16 protein-coding genes are annotated in these 16,364 nt (G+C 68.2%); 8 read left to right on the forward strand and 8 right to left on the reverse strand.

Annotated features, from left to right (window positions below):
• Positions 1 to 53: 53 nt before the first annotated feature.
• The 3 genes from AAFN86_RS07475 to AAFN86_RS07485 all read right to left on the reverse strand — a co-directional run bounded on the left by AAFN86_RS07475 (position 54) and on the right by AAFN86_RS07485 (position 2,951).
• Positions 54 to 1,373, reverse strand: coding sequence for a TRAP transporter large permease (locus AAFN86_RS07475; protein ID WP_347542653.1), 1,320 nt, complete (start codon positions 1,371 to 1,373; stop codon positions 54 to 56).
• Positions 1,373 to 1,882: a TRAP transporter small permease subunit gene (locus AAFN86_RS07480; RefSeq protein WP_347542655.1), complete on the reverse strand. Its 510-nt coding sequence runs from the start codon at positions 1,880 to 1,882 to the stop codon at positions 1,373 to 1,375. The genes AAFN86_RS07475 and AAFN86_RS07480 overlap by 1 nt, the downstream gene beginning before the upstream one ends.
• A 64-nt stretch (positions 1,883 to 1,946) precedes the next feature.
• Positions 1,947 to 2,951, reverse strand: a complete 1,005-nt coding sequence (locus tag AAFN86_RS07485; RefSeq protein ID WP_347542657.1) for a TRAP transporter substrate-binding protein — start codon at positions 2,949 to 2,951, stop codon at positions 1,947 to 1,949.
• A gap of 147 nt (positions 2,952 to 3,098) precedes the next feature.
• Between AAFN86_RS07485 and AAFN86_RS07490 the strand changes: the two genes are divergently transcribed.
• Together AAFN86_RS07490 and AAFN86_RS07495 are read left to right on the forward strand one after the other, a co-directional pair.
• Positions 3,099 to 3,842 (forward strand): SDR family NAD(P)-dependent oxidoreductase, encoded by a 744-nt coding sequence (locus tag AAFN86_RS07490; RefSeq protein ID WP_347542659.1) that lies wholly within the window; start codon positions 3,099 to 3,101, stop codon positions 3,840 to 3,842.
• A 52-nt stretch (positions 3,843 to 3,894) separates the two neighbouring features.
• Entirely contained in the window at positions 3,895 to 4,647 is a 753-nt protein-coding gene (locus AAFN86_RS07495; RefSeq protein ID WP_347542660.1) for an SDR family oxidoreductase, read from the forward strand.
• 130 nt (positions 4,648 to 4,777) lie between these two features.
• Here AAFN86_RS07495 and AAFN86_RS07500 read toward each other — a convergent pair whose 3' ends face one another.
• The gene (locus AAFN86_RS07500) at positions 4,778 to 6,433 is read right to left on the reverse strand and encodes an acyl-CoA synthetase (protein WP_408906590.1); all 1,656 of its coding nucleotides are present in this window, start codon (positions 6,431 to 6,433) and stop codon (positions 4,778 to 4,780) included.
• Positions 6,434 to 6,471: 38 nt separating this feature from the next.
• On the opposite strand from AAFN86_RS07500, the gene dctP reads away from it, so the two are divergent.
• From dctP to AAFN86_RS07515, 3 genes are read left to right on the forward strand one after another with little or no spacing between them, the layout of a single operon-like run.
• Positions 6,472 to 7,527 carry a TRAP transporter substrate-binding protein DctP gene (dctP, locus tag AAFN86_RS07505; RefSeq protein WP_347542662.1) on the forward strand — a complete coding sequence of 352 codons (1,056 nt, stop codon included), beginning with the start codon at positions 6,472 to 6,474 and terminating at the stop codon, positions 7,525 to 7,527.
• 1 nt (position 7,528) lies between these two features.
• Positions 7,529 to 8,038, forward strand: a complete 510-nt coding sequence (locus tag AAFN86_RS07510; protein ID WP_347542663.1) for a TRAP transporter small permease — start codon at positions 7,529 to 7,531, stop codon at positions 8,036 to 8,038.
• Positions 8,039 to 8,042: 4 nt separating this feature from the next.
• Positions 8,043 to 9,329, forward strand: a complete 1,287-nt coding sequence (locus tag AAFN86_RS07515; RefSeq protein ID WP_347542664.1) for a TRAP transporter large permease — start codon at positions 8,043 to 8,045, stop codon at positions 9,327 to 9,329.
• 4 nt (positions 9,330 to 9,333) lie between these two features.
• Here the strand turns inward: AAFN86_RS07515 and AAFN86_RS07520 are convergent, their stop codons facing one another.
• From AAFN86_RS07520 to AAFN86_RS07535, 4 genes are all read right to left on the reverse strand, one after another.
• Positions 9,334 to 10,305, reverse strand: coding sequence for a tripartite tricarboxylate transporter substrate binding protein (locus AAFN86_RS07520; RefSeq protein ID WP_347542665.1), 972 nt, complete (start codon positions 10,303 to 10,305; stop codon positions 9,334 to 9,336).
• A gap of 79 nt (positions 10,306 to 10,384) precedes the next feature.
• A complete protein-coding gene (locus AAFN86_RS07525) occupies positions 10,385 to 11,041 on the reverse strand; it encodes a peroxiredoxin (protein ID WP_347542666.1) in 657 nt (218 codons plus the stop codon).
• 146 nt (positions 11,042 to 11,187) lie between these two features.
• Positions 11,188 to 12,153 carry a transketolase C-terminal domain-containing protein gene (locus AAFN86_RS07530; protein WP_347542668.1) on the reverse strand — a complete coding sequence of 322 codons (966 nt, stop codon included), beginning with the start codon at positions 12,151 to 12,153 and terminating at the stop codon, positions 11,188 to 11,190.
• Positions 12,150 to 13,130 (reverse strand): thiamine pyrophosphate-dependent dehydrogenase E1 component subunit alpha, encoded by a 981-nt coding sequence (locus AAFN86_RS07535; protein WP_347542670.1) that lies wholly within the window; start codon positions 13,128 to 13,130, stop codon positions 12,150 to 12,152. Before AAFN86_RS07535 ends, AAFN86_RS07530 begins: the two co-directional genes overlap by 4 nt.
• Before the next feature lie 71 nt (positions 13,131 to 13,201).
• Between AAFN86_RS07535 and AAFN86_RS07540 the strand changes: the two genes are divergently transcribed.
• From AAFN86_RS07540 to AAFN86_RS07550, 3 genes are read left to right on the forward strand one after another with little or no spacing between them, the layout of a single operon-like run.
• On the forward strand, positions 13,202 to 14,023 hold the full coding sequence (locus tag AAFN86_RS07540) for a hypothetical protein (RefSeq protein WP_347542671.1): 822 nt from the start codon (positions 13,202 to 13,204) through the stop codon (positions 14,021 to 14,023).
• Complete coding sequence (locus AAFN86_RS07545) at positions 14,020 to 15,759, forward strand: thiamine pyrophosphate-binding protein (protein WP_347542672.1); 1,740 nt, start codon at positions 14,020 to 14,022, stop codon at positions 15,757 to 15,759. Before AAFN86_RS07540 ends, AAFN86_RS07545 begins: the two co-directional genes overlap by 4 nt.
• 51 nt (positions 15,760 to 15,810) lie before the next feature.
• Positions 15,811 to 16,260: a hypothetical protein gene (locus AAFN86_RS07550; RefSeq protein WP_347542673.1), complete on the forward strand. Its 450-nt coding sequence runs from the start codon at positions 15,811 to 15,813 to the stop codon at positions 16,258 to 16,260.
• Positions 16,261 to 16,364 lie beyond the last annotated feature (104 nt).

Consider the following 16,364-nt stretch of genomic DNA (forward strand, 5'->3'; position numbering starts at 1 on the left):
CTGCGGCGTGCCCCCCTGAAGGTCAAGCGAAGCGGGTCACAGGCCTGCCGGGGTCAGTTGAGGAATTCGGGCGACACCAGCCTGGGCAGCAGCAGGACCACATCGGGCCAAAGTATGACCAGCATCAGCACGCCCAGCATGGGCAGCAGCATGATCATCGTGTCCTTCAGCGCATCGGCCATGCGCATGCCCGCCACGTGGCAGGCGATCATCAAGCACAGCCCGTAGGGCGGCGTCACCAGGCCGAATGCCAGGCTGACGATGCCGACCATCGCGAAATGCACCGGATCCATCCCCGCGCCGTAGGCCAGGGGCTGAAGGATCGCACCGACGATGATGATGGCCGGGATGGCATCCAGGAAGCAGCCCACCACAAGGAACACCGCGGCAATGAAGAAACCCGTCGCGGTCCGCCCCATGCCCCAGGCCGATACGCCGGTCAGGATGGCCTTCGGGATCTCGTAATAGGCGAGCAGCCAGCCGAAGGCCGAGGCGGTGCCGACGCAGAACAGCGCCACCGCGGCAAGGCGGCCGGTCTCGCCCAGGGCCTCCCAAAGCTGCTTCAGGCCCATCTCCCTGTAGTACAGCAGCGACAGGCCACCGGCGTAGAGCACCGCGATGCACGCACTTTCCGTCGCAGTGAACCAGCCGAACACCTTGCCGCCGATGATGATGGCCGGCGTCATCAGCGCGGGCACGGACACCATCAGCGCGCGGGCAAATTCCATGAACGTCGCCCGTGGATAGGTCGGGTATCCGCGCAGCTTCGCATAGGCATGCACCGTGGCCATCTGCACCAGCCCGATCAGCAGCCCGGGGACGATGCCCGCGAGGAACAACGCCCCGATCGACACCGTCAGCACCCCGCCCCAGACGATCATCAGGATGGATGGTGGGATGATCACCGCCAGCACCGCCGAAACCGCGGTGATGGCGACCGAGAAGCTGTCGTCGTAGCCCTCCTTGCGCTGGGCATCGATGAAGATCTTCGACTGGGATGCCGCATCCGCGGTCGATGACCCGGAAATGCCCGCGAAGAAGATCGAGAGCACGACGTTGATCTGCGCGAGCCCGCCAGGGAAATGCCCGACCATAGTGCGCGACAGTGTCATCAGCCGGTCGGTGATGCCACCGACATTCATCAGGTTCGCGGTCAGCAGGAAGAAGGGCACCGCGAGCAGGATGAAGGAGTTGTACGCGTTGAATGTCTCCTGCATCAGTACCATCGGACCGAGGCGATCCTCGATCACCAGGATCGGCAGGCACGCCAGGCCAAGCGCCACCGCCACCGGCACGCGCAGCGCCAGCAGCGTGAAGAAGACGCCGAACAGGATCCAGGCCGCCTGGGCGGCGTCCAGTGCATTGCCGCCCATCAGGCCTGCTCCCCGTGAATCAGTGTCTGCATATCGTCGAAGAATTTCTCGCCGCCGAACAGCAGCCAAGAAAAGCCGAGGATCGGCCAGGGCAGGTGGATCAGCCACAGGGGCAATTCCGCGAGTTCGCTGATGCGGAACCACGCGAAATCAACGAATTCGATGCCGAACCAAAGAAAGATCGCCCCAAAGGTCAGCACGAACAGCCCCGAGACGATGTCCATCAGTGCGCGCGCGCGTCCCTTCAATTCCGGCCAGAGGTCGACGATGAAATGGATGCCCTCCTTTTGCCCGACGATGGCGCCGATCATCACCGTCCAGACCAGGAGGAAGCGGGCCATCTCCTCCGTCCAGATGTAGTGCGGCAGCAGGCTCGTCTGGCGCGAGACGACCTGCAATGTGACCGGGAAGACGAGGATCAGGACGAAGATCGCGAGCAGTGCGGAGAGCAACCGGGCATAGAGCTCGGCCGCCCGCCGCACCAGACCGCGCAGGCCAGGCTGGGGCATGGGAGGCTCCGGAAGGTTCGGGAAACGGCGGCCGGCGGCACCATGGCCGCCGGCCCGCCGGCGATCACGCCGTGATCGCGTTGATGCGGTTGAAGATGCCTTCCGCATCCACTTCGCGGGCATAGGCGACCATCACCGGATCCACCGCGCGCTTGAGTTCCGCACGCTGGGTGAACTCGACCTGGCGCAACCGCCCCGCGCGTTCGAGTTCGGCGATCTTCTGGCCGTCCTCGGTGCTTTCGGCGTGACGGCCGAAGGCTCCGGCTTCCTTGCCCGCCCGCTTGATCGCTTCCTGCAGCGGGGCAGGCAGCCGCGCCAGCGACTGGGTGGAAAAGCAGATCGGGCGGATGGTGATGGCGTGCTGCGTCATGATGAGGTTCGGCGCGACCTCGTAGAAGCGCATCGCCTCGACACCCGCGGCCTCGTTCTCACCGGCCTCGATGACGTTGTTCTGGATGCCGTTATAGACCTCGTTGTAGGCGATGACCGATGGCGACATCCCCGCCGCCTGAAAGGTGCGCGACCAGATCGGCGCGCCCTGGACGCGGACCTTCAGGCCGCGCAGCCCCGCCATGTCGGTGATGCGCTTGTTGGCGAAGATGTTGCGCACGCCGCCGCCGGCATAACCGATCAGCGCGACGCGGGCGCGGCGTTCGATCTCCTGCGCCACCGGGGCGAACAGGTCCTGGTCAAGCACCAGGTTCCACTGCGGCAGGCCGGTGAACAGGAAGGGCGCATCCACGAAGGGTGCGGCGCGGCTGAAGGTGGACATGTGGGCCGGCGAGACGATGCCGTAGTCCACCGCGCCGCGGCCGGCCGACATGTATTCGAAATACTGCTTCTCAAGCCCCAGGCTGGAGTTCTTGTGCAGCACGAAATTCACCGGCTGGGCGGTGTAGTACTGCTTCACCAGTTCCTCGAACCGCACCAGGGCGCGGGTGAAGACATGGTCATCGTTGAACTGGACCGCCCCGTTGAGGGTGATGCCCTGCTGGGCGCGCGCCGCCCAGGGGCGCGACAGAATGGACACGCCAGCGGCTGCGCCGGCCAGCAACTGCCTACGGTTCATGAACGTATTCTCCCGTTGTCCGCCGGCTTCGTGCCGGCTGTGATTCGACTATAAGGGGGAAATCGCGCTGGTGGGAACCGTCCGGTTACCCCCCTTCCCGTCCGCAAGGTGGTGGCCGAAACTGCGTCCACCAACGGAGGAAGCGACATGAACCGACTGGACCTGGCAGGGCGGGTGGCCGTCGTGACCGGCGGGGCGCGCGGCATCGGCCTCGCGATCGCCCGGCGCGCGATCGAATCGGGTGCGACGGTCGCCATCTGGGACATGGATGCCGCGGCCGGGGCCGAAGCCGCCGCCGCCCTTGGCCGCGCCAGCGCCCATGCGCTCGACCTGACCGACGAAGCCGCCATCGCCGCGGCGCGCGATGCGACGCTCAAGGCCCATGGCCGCATCGACATCCTGGTCAATAATGCCGGCATCACCGGCGGCAACGCGCCATCATGGGAGTTGCCGCCCGCCGAATGGCGCCGCGTGATCGAAGTGAACCTGATCGCGCCCTACCTGGTCGCCCGCGCCCTTGTGCCCACGATGATCGCGGCCGGCTATGGCCGCGTCGTCAACATCGCCTCCATCGCCGGTAAGGAAGGCAACCCCAACGCCTCCCACTACAGCGCGTCGAAGGCGGGTCTGATCGGCTTCACCAAGTCGCTCGGCAAGGAATTGGCCAAGACCGGCGTGCTTGCCAACTGCATCACCCCTGCCGCGGCCGCGACCGACATCTTCAAGCAGATGACCGAACAGCAGATCGCCTGGATGCGTTCGAAAATTCCGATGGATCGCTTCGTCGAGGTCGAGGAGATCGCCGCCCTGGCCTGCTGGCTGGCGTCGGAGGATTGCTCCTTCTCGACCGGCGCGGTGTTCGACATCTCGGGCGGCCGCGCGGTTTACTGACCGGCCGGCGCCGCGCACAGTGCCGCCACCCATTCACCGTGAGGAAACACCCATGAGCACCAAGATCGCCGTCGTCACCGGCGCGGGCACCGGCGTTGGCCGCGCCGCGGCCCTGGCCCTGCTGGGCGGCGGCTGGTCCGTCGTGCTGACCGGCAGGCGCAAGGAAGCGCTCGACGAAACCATCGCCATGGCTGGCGCCGCCGGCACCCGCGCCCTGGCGGTCCCCGCCGACATCGCCGACCCCGCCGCCGTCGATGCCCTGTTCGGTACGGTGAAGTCGAAATTCGGCCGGCTCGACCTGTTGTTCAACAATGCCGGCCAGAACGTTCCCGGCACCGCCTTCGAGGACCTGACCTTCGCCGACTGGACGCGCGTCGTAGCGGTGAACCTGACCGGGTCCTTCCTGTGTGCGCAGGCAGCCTTCCGCATCATGAAGGACCAGGCACCGCAGGGTGGGCGCATCATCAACAACGGGTCGATCAGCGCGCATACGCCGCGCCCCGACAGCGCGCCCTATACCGCCACCAAGCACGCCATCACCGGGCTGACCAAGTCGGTGATGCTCGACGGGCGCAAATACGACATCTGCGCCGGGCAGATCGACATCGGCAACGCCGCGACGCCGATGACCGCCCGCATGGCGAAGGGCGTGAAGCAGGCCGATGGCACGACCGCTGTGGAACCGACGATGGACGTGAACCATGTCGGCCAGGCCATCCTGCACATGGCGAACCTGCCGCTGGAATCGAACATCTTCACGCTGACGATCAAGGCGACGAAGATGCCGTTCGAAGGGCGCGGCTGAGGGTTTTTCGCCCTCGGACGGCGGGCGGCGGCCATCGGGCCGCCTTGCCTCCGCGCCGCGCACCGGATGCTGTTGACAGTCTGGTCGCGCTTCGCGCTCCGGTCCCGATGCTTTGCATCGGGCCTTGGCGCTACACGTCGCCCCGTTCCGCCAGCAGCCGCTTCACCTCGTTCTTCGGGACCTTGCCGTAGCCTGAGCGCGGCAGCGCATCCCACACCACGATGCGCGACGGCCATTTATAGCGGCCAAGCCGCCGATCCAATTGGGCCATGACTTCGGCGGTGTCGATCACCGCACCCTCGGCCGCAACAAGCACCGCCACGCCCGTCTCGCCCCATTTCTCATGCGGCACGCCAACCACGCAGGCCTCGGCCACGGCCGGATGCGTCAGCAGGGCCTCCTCCACCTCCCGCGGATACACATTCGACCCGCCGGAGATGTACATGTCCGACTGCCGGCCCGTAATGTGCAGGAAGCCGCGCACGTCCAGATGCCCAAGATCGCCGGTGTGGAACCAGCCCCCCGCAAAGGCTTTCTCGTTGGCTGACTGATTCTCGAAATACCCCGCCATCACGGCCGGCCCGCGCACGCAGATCTCGCCCGTCTCACCGGCCGCCAGCCGGACATGCGCCGCATCCAGGATCGCCACCTCGATCCCCGTGCGCGGGTAGCCGCAGGACCCGATGGGGAAGGCCGGATCGTCCTCCAGGCTGTGCCATTCGGGCGGCAGCACGGTGATGTTGCCGGTCACCTCGCCCAAACCGAAATACTGCACCAGGCATCGCCCGAGCTTGCGCAGCGCGTGCTTCTGGTCCTCCCGATACATCGGCGCGCCGGCATAGATCACATGGCGCAGGCTGGCATGATCGAATGCATCCACGCTCGCATCGCGGCACAGCGCATTCAGGATGGTCGGCACCGTGAACATGTTGCTGACGCGGTGCACCTGCACCAGCCGCCATGCCTCCGGCACATCCAGCCGTTCCCCCGGCAGCAGCACCGACACCGCCCCCCGCGCCACCTGTGCCAACGCATGGATGCCCGCCCCGTGCGACAGCGGCGCGACCACCAGCGAAGCATCCTGTGCCGACAGCCCCGGCATCAGGTCGGCGATGTGGTTCACCACGACGAACGCCAACTGCCCATGCGTCAGCGTCCCGCCCTTGGGCCGTCCCGTGGTGCCGGAAGTATAGAACAGCCAGGCCGGGTGATCGCGGCCGACCGCCTCGGTGTCTGTCACCGGCGCGGCGGTGCCCTCGGCGACCAGATCGTCCCAGGACAGGCCTGCCCCCTGCCCGATCGCCACCTCCAGGATGCAGGCAGCGTTCTCGGCCCTGGCGACGGCGCGGTGCTCGGGAAAGGCCGTGTCGAAGACATGCGCCCGGCAGCCGGCATTGGCGGCCAGATAGGCCGCCTCGGGCGGACTCAACCTGAAATTGGTGGGCACCCAGACCGCGCCGATCATCCAGCAGGCCCAGCAGGATTCGAAGATGGCGTTGCCGTTGCGGGCATGCACCAGCACCCGGTCGCCCGCGCCGATGCCCCGGGCGCGCAATGCCGCCGCCGCCGCGGCCGCACGCGCCGCGACCTCCGCCCAGGTCCAGCACTGATCCCGCCAGATCAGCGCCGGGCGATCCGGCAGGCGCCGGGCCGTCTGCAGCAGCAGGCTCGCCAGGTTCGATGTCGGTATCATGCACCGCGTCCTCCCGACCCTGGGTCTGCCCCGCCGAGACGCGCGCCGCAAGCGCTTGCCCGAACCGGCCCGGCCCTGCCAGTCTGGCGCCAAGCGCCGGCCACCGGCGCAACCCGAGGGAGCAACGCCAGATGACCACGACAAGGACCGGCGCGTCGCGCCGCACGCTGCTGCTCGGCGCCGCCGGGGCAGGCCTCGCGGTGCCGTATGCCGCGCGTGCCCAGGGCCAATACCGCCCCGAATACAAGCTGTCGGTCGTCGGCAACCGCCCGATCCCCTTTGCCGAGGGTGCCTTCCAATGGGCCGAGCTGGTCACCGAACGCTCCGGCGGCCGGATCAACGTGAAGGTCTATCCCGGCAGCCAGCTGGTCGGCGGCGACCAGACCCGCGAATTGGTGGCGATGCGCCAGGGCGTGATCGACTTCGGCGTCTTCAGCACCATCAACATCGCCCCGCAGGTACGCGAGCTCGGCCTGTTCCAGCTCCCGTTCCTGATGCCGGACCACAAGGCCTTCGACGCGCTGATCCGCGGTGAGGTCGGCCGCGACATGTTCGGCCTGATGGAACGCCGCGAGGTCGTGCCGCTGGCCTGGGGCGAGAACGGCTTCCGGGAGGTCTCGAACTCCAAGCACGCCATCCGCACTCCGGCCGACATGCGCGGCCTGAAGATCCGCTTCGCGGCCGGTGCGATCTTCAATGACATCTACGCAGCCATGGGTGCCAACCCCGTGCAGATGTCCTTTGCCGACCTGCAGCCGGCGCTGTCCACCGGCGCGGTGGACGGGCAGGAGAACCCGATCAACCTGTTCCTCGCCTTCCGCATGGATACGCTGGCGCAGAAGCACCTGACGGTCTGGAACTACGTCAACGATCCGCTGATCTTCGCGCTGTCCCGGACCGTCTGGAACAGCTTCAACGATGCCGACAAGCAATTGGTGCGCGATTGCGCCGAGGAAGCCGGCCGCAACCAGATCGCGCTGACGCGGCGCGGGCTCGGCCTTGATGGTGGCGATGATTCCTCGATCCGCGACCTGCGGGCCCGCGGTGTCGAGGTCACGATGCTGACAGCGCAGGAGAAGGCCGCCTTCGCCACCGCCACGCGCCCCGCCTACGACAAATGGGCACAGACCGTGGGTGCGGACCTGGTGCGCAAGGCCGAGGCCGCCATCCGCGCCGCGACCGCCTGACGTGGCCGCCGAACCTGATCCGACCGCCGAGCGGATCAACCCGGCGACGCGCATTCCACTGCGCGTCGAGGAGGTCCTGATCGCGCTCGCCATGGGCACGATGGTCGTGATCACCTCGGCCAACGTGCTCACGCGCTACCTGACCAATGTCTCCTTCGCCTTCACCGAGGAATACTCGGTGGCGCTGATGGTGATCGTCGCATTGCTCGGCACCGCGCTTGCCACCGCCAGCGGTCGGCACATCCGCATCGGCGTGCTGGTCGACGGGCGCGGCCCCGCCTTCCGTCGCCGGGCGGAAGCGATCGCCATGCTGCTGACCATCATCTGCTTCGGGCTGCTGGTCTGGTACGGCGCGCGTCTCGCCTACGACGAGTACGACTTCGAGGTGCTGTCGAATGGCCTTGGCCATCCCAACTGGATCTATACAGGCTGGCTGCCGCTGCTCTCCCTGGTGGTGATGCTGCGGGCCGCGGGGCGGCTAGTGCGGGTGATGCGCGGGCAGGACGGCTGAGACGATGATCGGCGTTACCCTGTTTGCCCTGTTCACGATCATGCTGCTGGGCGGCGTGCCAATCGCCGTTGCCCTCGGGCTGGCGGGCGCGACCGCGATCGCACTCGCCGACCAGTCGATGTTCGCCATGCCCACCAATGTCTATGCCGGCATCGCCAAATACCCGTTGATGGCGATCCCGATGTTCGTCCTCGTCGGCAGCGTCTTCGACCGCACCGGCGTCGCCCTGCGCCTGGTGCGCTTCGCCACCGCGCTGGTCGGTGCGGGACGCGGGGCGCTAGCTTCGGTCGCCGTGCTGGTGGCGATGGTGATCGGCGGCATCTCAGGCTCCGGCCCGGCCACCTCGGCGGCCGTCGGCCAAGTGGTGACACGGTCGATGGTGAAGGACGGCTATCCGCGCTCCTTCATCGCCGCGACGGTGGGTGCGGCAGCGGCGACCGATATCCTGATCCCGCCTTCCATCGCCTTTATCATCTATGCAGTGCTGGTGCCGGGCGTCTCGGTGCCGGCGATCTTCATGGCCGGGATGTTCCCCGGCATCCTCGCCGGCTTTGCCATCATCGTGCCGATCATCATCATCTCGATGATCAAGGATTTCGGCGGCAAGGCCCGCAGCGACGAACGGCTGCGCGTCTGGCAGACCTTCAAGGAGGCGATCTGGGGCCTGATGGCCCCCGTCGTCATTCTCGGCGCCATGCGCTCGGGCTTCGTCACGCCGACAGAGGCCGCGGTGCTTGCCGTCGCCTACGGGCTGTTCGTCGGCTTCGTGATCTATCGTTCGCTCACGCTGCGGGACTGTTACGAAATGCTAGTCGAGGCTGGCGAGTTGTCCGCCGTCATCCTCATCGTGGTGGCACTCGCCTCCGTCTTTGCCTGGTCCACCAGCACGCTTGGCATCGTGCAACCCATCGCCGCCTGGATCGTGGGGCTGGGCCTGGGCGAATACGGCACCATAGGCCTGTTGATGCTGGTGCTGATCGTGATCGGCATGTTCCTCGATGGCGTCTCCACCTTCCTGATCCTGCTGCCGGTGCTGATCCCCATCGCCAACAACTTCCACTGGGACCTGACGTGGTTCGGCGTGATCCTGACCATGAAGATCGCGATCGGGCAGTTCACCCCGCCCATGGCGGTGAACCTGATGGTGTCGTGCCGCATCGCGGGGGTGGGGATGGAGACCACCATCCCCTGGGTGGTGTGGATGATCCTGGCGATGTTCGTCGCCCTCGCGCTGGTCGTGGTCTTCCCCGACATCGCGCTGTGGCTGCCGCGGGTGATGGGGCTGGGCTGACGGTTCAGGACGCTCGGAGCCCCAGCTCCTGCACCGTGCGTTTCTCCTCCTCGTTCTGCAGCATCGCCGCCGTCGCGTAGTCCTCGGTGCCGAGGTAGCGCACCGGCATGTCGAAGCGCGCGATGGTCGCCAGATGCGCCGGGTCATACAGCGCCTCCTTGAAGGCATCGTGGATGACGCGCACCACACCCGGGTCCATGCCGCGCGGGCCGGCGATGCCGTAGGTGCTCTCCCCCAGCACGTCGAAGCCCTGTTCGCGGAAGGTCGCGACATCGGGGAAACGCGCCGCCCGCTCGGTCATCCACACGCCCAGCACGCGGACCCGCCCTTCCAGCGCCATATCCGCCCAGGCGCTGGTCTCGGCCGAGAAATGGATGTCCCCCGACAGCAGCGCCTGCAGGTTCGGCGCCGCACCGCGGAATGGCACCGGGACCCATTCGATACCGGCCACGCGCGCAAAGCGCGTCATCTGCACATCCGTCGTATTGGCACCGGGCGTGCCGTAGCTGATCTTCCCCGGATTGGCGCGGGCATAGGCCACGACGTCGCGCATGTCCCGCCACGGCGAATCCGGCCGCACCACCACCCCACCCATGTATCCCACCAGGCGGATGATCCAGGAGAAGTCCCGCATCGGGTCCCATTGCGGGCGTTCCGTCATCGCCGGCATGCGGAAGGTGCCGTTGGGCATCTGGCCGAGCGTATAGCCATCCGGCCGCGCTTCCCGCGCCAGGTACAGCGCGCCGAGCGTGCCTGACGCACCCGGCTTGTTCTCGACGATGACCGGCTGGCCGAGGCGCTTCGACGCCTGGTCGCAGACCGACCGCATCTGGATGTCGGTTGCCCCGCCGGGCGTCCAGGGCACCAGCACGCGGATCGGCCGATCCGGATAGCGCGACTGCGCCAGTGCCGGCCGCGCCACCAGCGCGGCCGAGGAGACGGCCAGCAGCGCACGCCGGCCAACGGAACCGTCCATGCCATTCCTCTCAACTTTCGTTGGGAGGAAGCATGCCCCGACCGATCGGTCGGGCGCGAGCGCTAAATCGCCGCCGCGATCACGGCTGCGGGACGATGCGGATGTACGGCTTGGGTTCCTTCCAGCCTGCCGGGAACAGCTTCTTCGCGTCGTCGTTGTTGACAGACCCGGCGATGATCACGTCCTCGCCATGCTTCCAGTTCGCCGGCGTCGCGACCTTGTGCTTGGCCGTCAGCTGAAGGCTGTCGAGCAGCCGCAGGATCTCGTCGAAGTTGCGCCCCGCTGTCATCGGATAGGCGAGATACGCCTTCACCTGCTTGTCCGGCCCGATGAAGACGACGACGCGCACCGTCGCGTTGGTCGCCGCCGTGCGGCCTTCCGAGGTGCTGCCCGCATCGGCCGGCAGCATGCCATAGGCCTTGGACACCGCGAGCGACGGGTCGCCGATCATCGGATAGGTCACGGCATGGCCGGTCACCTCGCGGATGTCGTCCGCCCAGCGGCTGTGGCTGTCCACCGGATCAACGGAAAGGCCGATGATCTTGGTGTTGCGCTTGTCGAATTCCGGCTTCAGCCCGGCCATGGTGCCGAGCTCGGTCGTGCAGACCGGCGTGAAGTCCTTGGGGTGGCTGAACAGGATGGCCCAGCCATCGCCGATCCACTCATGGAAGCGGATGCGGCCCTGGGTGGTGTCGGCCTCGAAATCCGGCGCGACCTGACCGATCGAGATGCTCATGGCGAATGCCTCCTCTTTGGCGATGGCGCGAAACCGAGCACGGGCATCGGCAGCCCGCAAGTGCGAGCAATGCCTTCTCCTGCTCTCGCTATCGCGAGACGAACCCTGCGCCCGTATCCCACTCGCGGGGAAGGCCATACCTGCGGTCAGGTGGTGACGACGCGCCGGATCGCTGCGGCGACACCTGCCGGCGTCACCCGCATCGCCTGTTCGAGCGGCGGGCTGAACGGTACCGGTGCCCGCGGCGCGCCAAGCCGTTCCACCGCGCGCAGCCCGCCTGGCGCCATGGCCTCGACGACGCGCGCCACCACCTCGGCGCCGAAGCCCGACACGGTGACGGCCTCATGAACCACCAGAAGCCGCCCGCTGCGCCGCACCGAACCGATCACGGCGGCCTCATCCCACGGCCACAGGCTGCGCAGGTCGATGACATCGCAGGCGATGCCGGCCTCCCGCGCCCCCTGTTCGACCACGGGCACGCAGGCTGACCAAGTCACGACAGTCACCCCGTCGCCGCGCGCCGCGAAGCGCGCCTGCCCGAAGGGGATCGGCTCGGCATCGTCTGGCACCTCCCCTTCGGCGGTCCAGAGGTTCTTGGGTTCCATCAGCACGACCGGATCGTCCGATCGGATCGCCGCTTTCAGCAGCGCGGCCGCATCCGCCGGCGTGCCAGGTGCCGCGACCACCAGGCCCGGGATATGCGTCAGCCAGGCTTCCAGGCATTGGCTGTGCTGCGCGGCCGAATTGCGCCACATCCCATGCGGCATGCGCACTACCAGCGATGCGCGCCCCTGCCCGCCGAACATGTAGCGCACCTTGGCGATCTGGCTGACCAGTTCATCCATCGCGCACAATGTGAAGTCGGCGATGCGCATCTCGATCACCGGCCGCGTGCCGCACAAGGCGGCGCCAAGCCCCGCACCCATGATGGTGCTCTCGGAAATCGGCGTCGAGACGATGCGGTCCGGCCCGAATTCCTCGGCGAGCCCCTTGTACTGGCCGAAGATGCCGCCCTGCACGAGATCCTCGCCCAGCGCCCAGACCAGCGGATCGCGACGCATCTCTTCGGCCAGGGCACGGCGCGCCGCTTCGGCGAAGGTCATGCGCGTCATGCCGGCGCTCCCGCATCCTGCACGTCGCTGAAGGCGGCGCCGGGGTCGGGCCAGGGCGCGCGCATGGCGGCCGCACGGCTCGCCTGCATCTCCGCCGCTGCCTCTGCCTCGATGGCGGCGATCTCGGCCGCCGATATGCCCGCGGCGAGCAGGCTCGTTGCCAAGCGCCGGATGCAGTCGCGCTGCCGCGCCGCGGCAGCTTCCTCAGCCGGGCGATACGCCGCGGCGTCCGTCCCGGTATGCCCCTCCCAGCGGTAGCATTTCGCGTGCAGGAACTGCGGCCCGTCCCCGGCGCGGATGCGCGCGACCAGATCGGCGGCGACCGCATCGACCGCCAGCACGTCCTCCCCATCCACCGCCATCGCCGGCACGCCGCAGGCCTCGGCCCGGACCGCCGGCCCGCCACCGGCCGTCACCGCGCTGTTGCGGGTGAAGGCGGCGAAGCCATTGTCCTCGCAGACGAACAGCACCGGCAGCCGATACAGCGCCGCCCAGTTCATCCCCTCCAGGAATGGGCCACGATTGACAGCGCCATCGCCGAAGAAGCAGGTGACGATGGCGTCCTCCCGTTTCAGGCGGATTGCCTGCGCCGCCCCGCAGGCGATCGGGATGCCCGCGCCGACCACGCCATTCGCCCCCAGCATCCCCACCGCGAAATCCGCGATGTGCATCGACCCGCCCTTGCCGCCGCAGGACCCGCCGGCGCGGCCGTGCAGTTCCAGCATCATCGCCCGCGCATCGGCCCCCTTGGCGATGGCATGTCCATGACCGCGATGCGTCGAGGTGATGCGATCCGCCCGCTTCAGGTTCGCACAGACGCCGACCGCGACACCTTCCTGCCCGATCGATGGATGCACCACGCCCGGCGCCTCGCCCGAACGCATGGCGGCCACCGCCTCGACCTCGAAGGCGCGGATGCGTGCCATGTCGCGCAACATCGCGATGCGCCGCGCCGTCTCGTTGGACGTGCCTGGCATGCCTGGCCTCTCCCCTGTTGCCAGCCCCCTGGCTGCGCTCTACTCCCGGATCAGGGAGAAGGAACGCGGCCATGCTGGACCGGCTCATTGTCGTGGACAGCGTCACCCGGCTGGGGCCGGAGGCGCAAGGGCGGGTGATCGTCGGCGGCTCCCATGGCGGGGTCTATGCCGCCTATCTCGCCGCCAAGGCGCGTGTGGCGGGCGTGCTGCTGAACGATGCCGGGCTTGGCCTCGACGCGGCGGGTATCGCGGGGCTGGACTATCTCCAGCCGCTCGGCATGCCGGCTGCCTGTTGTTCGCACCGTTCCGCGCGCATCGGCGACGGCTTCGACCTGCTGGGCCGCGGCATCGTCAGCCATGTAAACCTTGCGGCGGCGACCCTCGGCATCGAACCCGGCATGTGGTGCCGGGAGGCCGCGCGCCGCCTCGCCGCCGCCCCGCTGCATGCGGCCGATGCGCCCGACAGCGTCGAATCCCGCTTTCCCATCGAGGTCCCCGGCCGCGCCCGCGCCTCGGCGATGGATTCCAACTCCCTGATGACGCCCGACGATGACGGCACCGTCGTCGTCACCGGCAGCCATGGCGGGCTGCTTGGCGGCCGGCCGGACTCCGCCGCGCGCGCGGCCGTCTTCGCCGCGCTCTACAACGATGCCGATGGCGGCATCGACGGCGCCGGCTTCACGCGCCTGCCCGCGCTCGATGCGCGCGGCATTGCCGCCGCGACCTATTCGGTCTGGACGGCGCGGATCGGCGATGGGCGTTCCGCCGTCGCCACCGGCATCGTCTCTGCCGTCAATGCGCGCGCCGCCTCGCTCGGGTTGAAGCCCGGCGGGACCGTGCGCGACGCCGTCACCCTGCTCGCCGAAGCCAGCACGAAGGACCACCGCGCGTGACCAATTCCAACGCGACCCTGACCATCACCGGTGGGGAGGCGCTGGCGCGCATGCTCCAGACCCACAACGTCGGTCCAATGTTCGGCATGGGCGGCTTCCAGTTGCTGCCCTTCTACGAGGCGGTGCGCGGCCTTGGCCTCAAGCACTACCTGATCAACGACGAGCGCTGCGGCACCTTCGCCGCCGATGCCTGGGCGCGGGTGACGAACCGGCCGGGCGTGGTGGATGCGACGCTCGGGCCGGGGGCGACGAACCTTGTCACCGGCCTCGTGGAATCATTGAACGCGGGCATCCCGCTGGTCGCGATCACCGGCGATGCCAATCGCGACCACGCCTGGAAGAACATGACGCAGGAAGCGCGCCAGGTGGAAATCCTGCGCCCCGCCTGCAAGGAATTGCTGCGCGTCGAGAGCACGAAGCGCATCCCCGAATTCGTCCGCCGCGCATTCGCCATCGCGACATCCGGCCGTCCCGGCCCCGTGGTGCTGGATGTGCCGGAAGATGTCTGTCACGGCGAACACACCTTCGGTGCCGATGAGATCTGGGCCGATCCCGGCACGCTGCAGGCGCAGTCACGGCGCACGCGGCCTGACCCGCAGGAACTGGACCGTGCCGCCGCACTGCTCGCCAAGGCGAAGCGCCCGATGCTGCTGGTCGGCGGCGGCATCCATGTGTCCGCGGCCTACGATGCGCTGCTCGCCCTTGCGGAAAGCCAGAAGATCCCCGTTGCCCACACCATGTCCGGCAAGGGCGCCATCCCCTGCACGCATCCGCTCTCGCTCGGCGTCTTCGGTCGCTACAGCCGCATCGCCAATGACTTCATCGCGGAAGCCGACCTGCTGATCGTCGTCGGCTGCAAGCTCGGCGAGATCGCCACGAAGCGCTTCGCCCTGATGCCCGCCGGCGTGCCGGTCGTGCATGTCGAGATCGTGCCGGAGGAGATCGGCCGCACCACCCGCGCCGATGTGGCGCTGGCCGCCGATGCGCGGCTTGCCCTGGAGGACCTGCTGGCTGCGCTGCCGAATGCCCCGCTGCCCGATGGTCGCGCCGACTTCGCCGCCGCCGTCGCCCCGCGCATGGCCGCCTGGCGTATCGGCGCCGCCGATCGGCTGGAATCCAACGAAACCCCGATCAATGTCGGCCGCCTGATCAACGAGTTGAACATCGCCATGGCGGATGACGACATCCTCGTCGCGGATGGCGGTTTCGCCGGGCATTGGGGCGGGCTGCTGTTCGACACCAAACGAGCCGGCCGGCACTTCATCGCGGATCGCGGCTTCGCCTCCATCGGTTATGGCGCGCCTGGCGCCATGGGCGCGCAGATGGCGGCCGGGCCAAAGCGGCGCGTCGTCGGCCTGACCGGCGATGGCGGGTTCAACATGACGATCGGGGAGATCGAGACGGCACGCCGCGTCGGTGCGAACTACGTGCTCTGCGTCTTCAACAACGGCGCCTCGGGCTATGTGAAGGCGCTCCAGCATGCCGTGTACGGGCCGGGGAACTACCAGTCCTCGGAACTGGCGGAGACCGACTACGCCGCCGCCGCCCGCGCCTTTGGCTGCCATGGCATCCGCGTGGACGACCCCAGCAGGCTCGCAGGCGCAATTCGCGAGGGGCTCGCGAATACCGACAGCCCGACGGTTCTCGATGTCCATGTCACGCGCGATCCGGCGCGCATGCTGCCCGGCACCGACAACCGTACCCTGCGCGTGGAAAAAGGCGACCGGCCGGTCTGAATTCCGCCCGGGCGGTGCGGCAGGGCGGTGTGGTATAATATGTGCAACACCATGGCACACGGTCGCTCCGCCCCGATCTGCTTCGTCCTGCTGGTCCTCGGCTGCCCGGTCGCCGCCCAGTCGCCGGATGCCCCGGCGCTGCCGCGCGTGATCTACGGCCAGACCGATCCGCGGGTGATCTATGGCCCGGCTTCGCCGGCACCGGAACCCGAGCCGCCGCGCCTGGCGATGCCCCAGGCCGCGACCGCACCACCCGAGCAGCCCCCTCCAGGCAATTCCCTGACCTACGGCTGGGAGCCCGCCGGGCCGCCCATCTGGTACCGACAGCCCGGATGGCGCCAGCCGCCACCGCGCGACTGGGGCGCCCCCCGCCCCGCGCCGACCTTCGACAACAGCTTCGAACGCCCCTTGCCACCTGGTCGTTATGTCGGCACGCCGCCGGGCGCGGCGCGCACGCCTGCACCCGTGCCCGCGCCGCGCTGGGGCATGGAGCGTCGCTGAAACAGGACATGGCGGTTGCATGCTGCCCCTGCTTCGCCACACCGCCGCCACCGTGCTGGGGCACCACTGCATGCATCAACGGGTTTGCCTGAAAAGGACCGCAC

The organism is Roseomonas sp. CAU 1739 (genome assembly GCF_039839775.1).
Classification (GTDB): Bacteria; Pseudomonadota; Alphaproteobacteria; order Acetobacterales; family Acetobacteraceae; genus Neoroseomonas.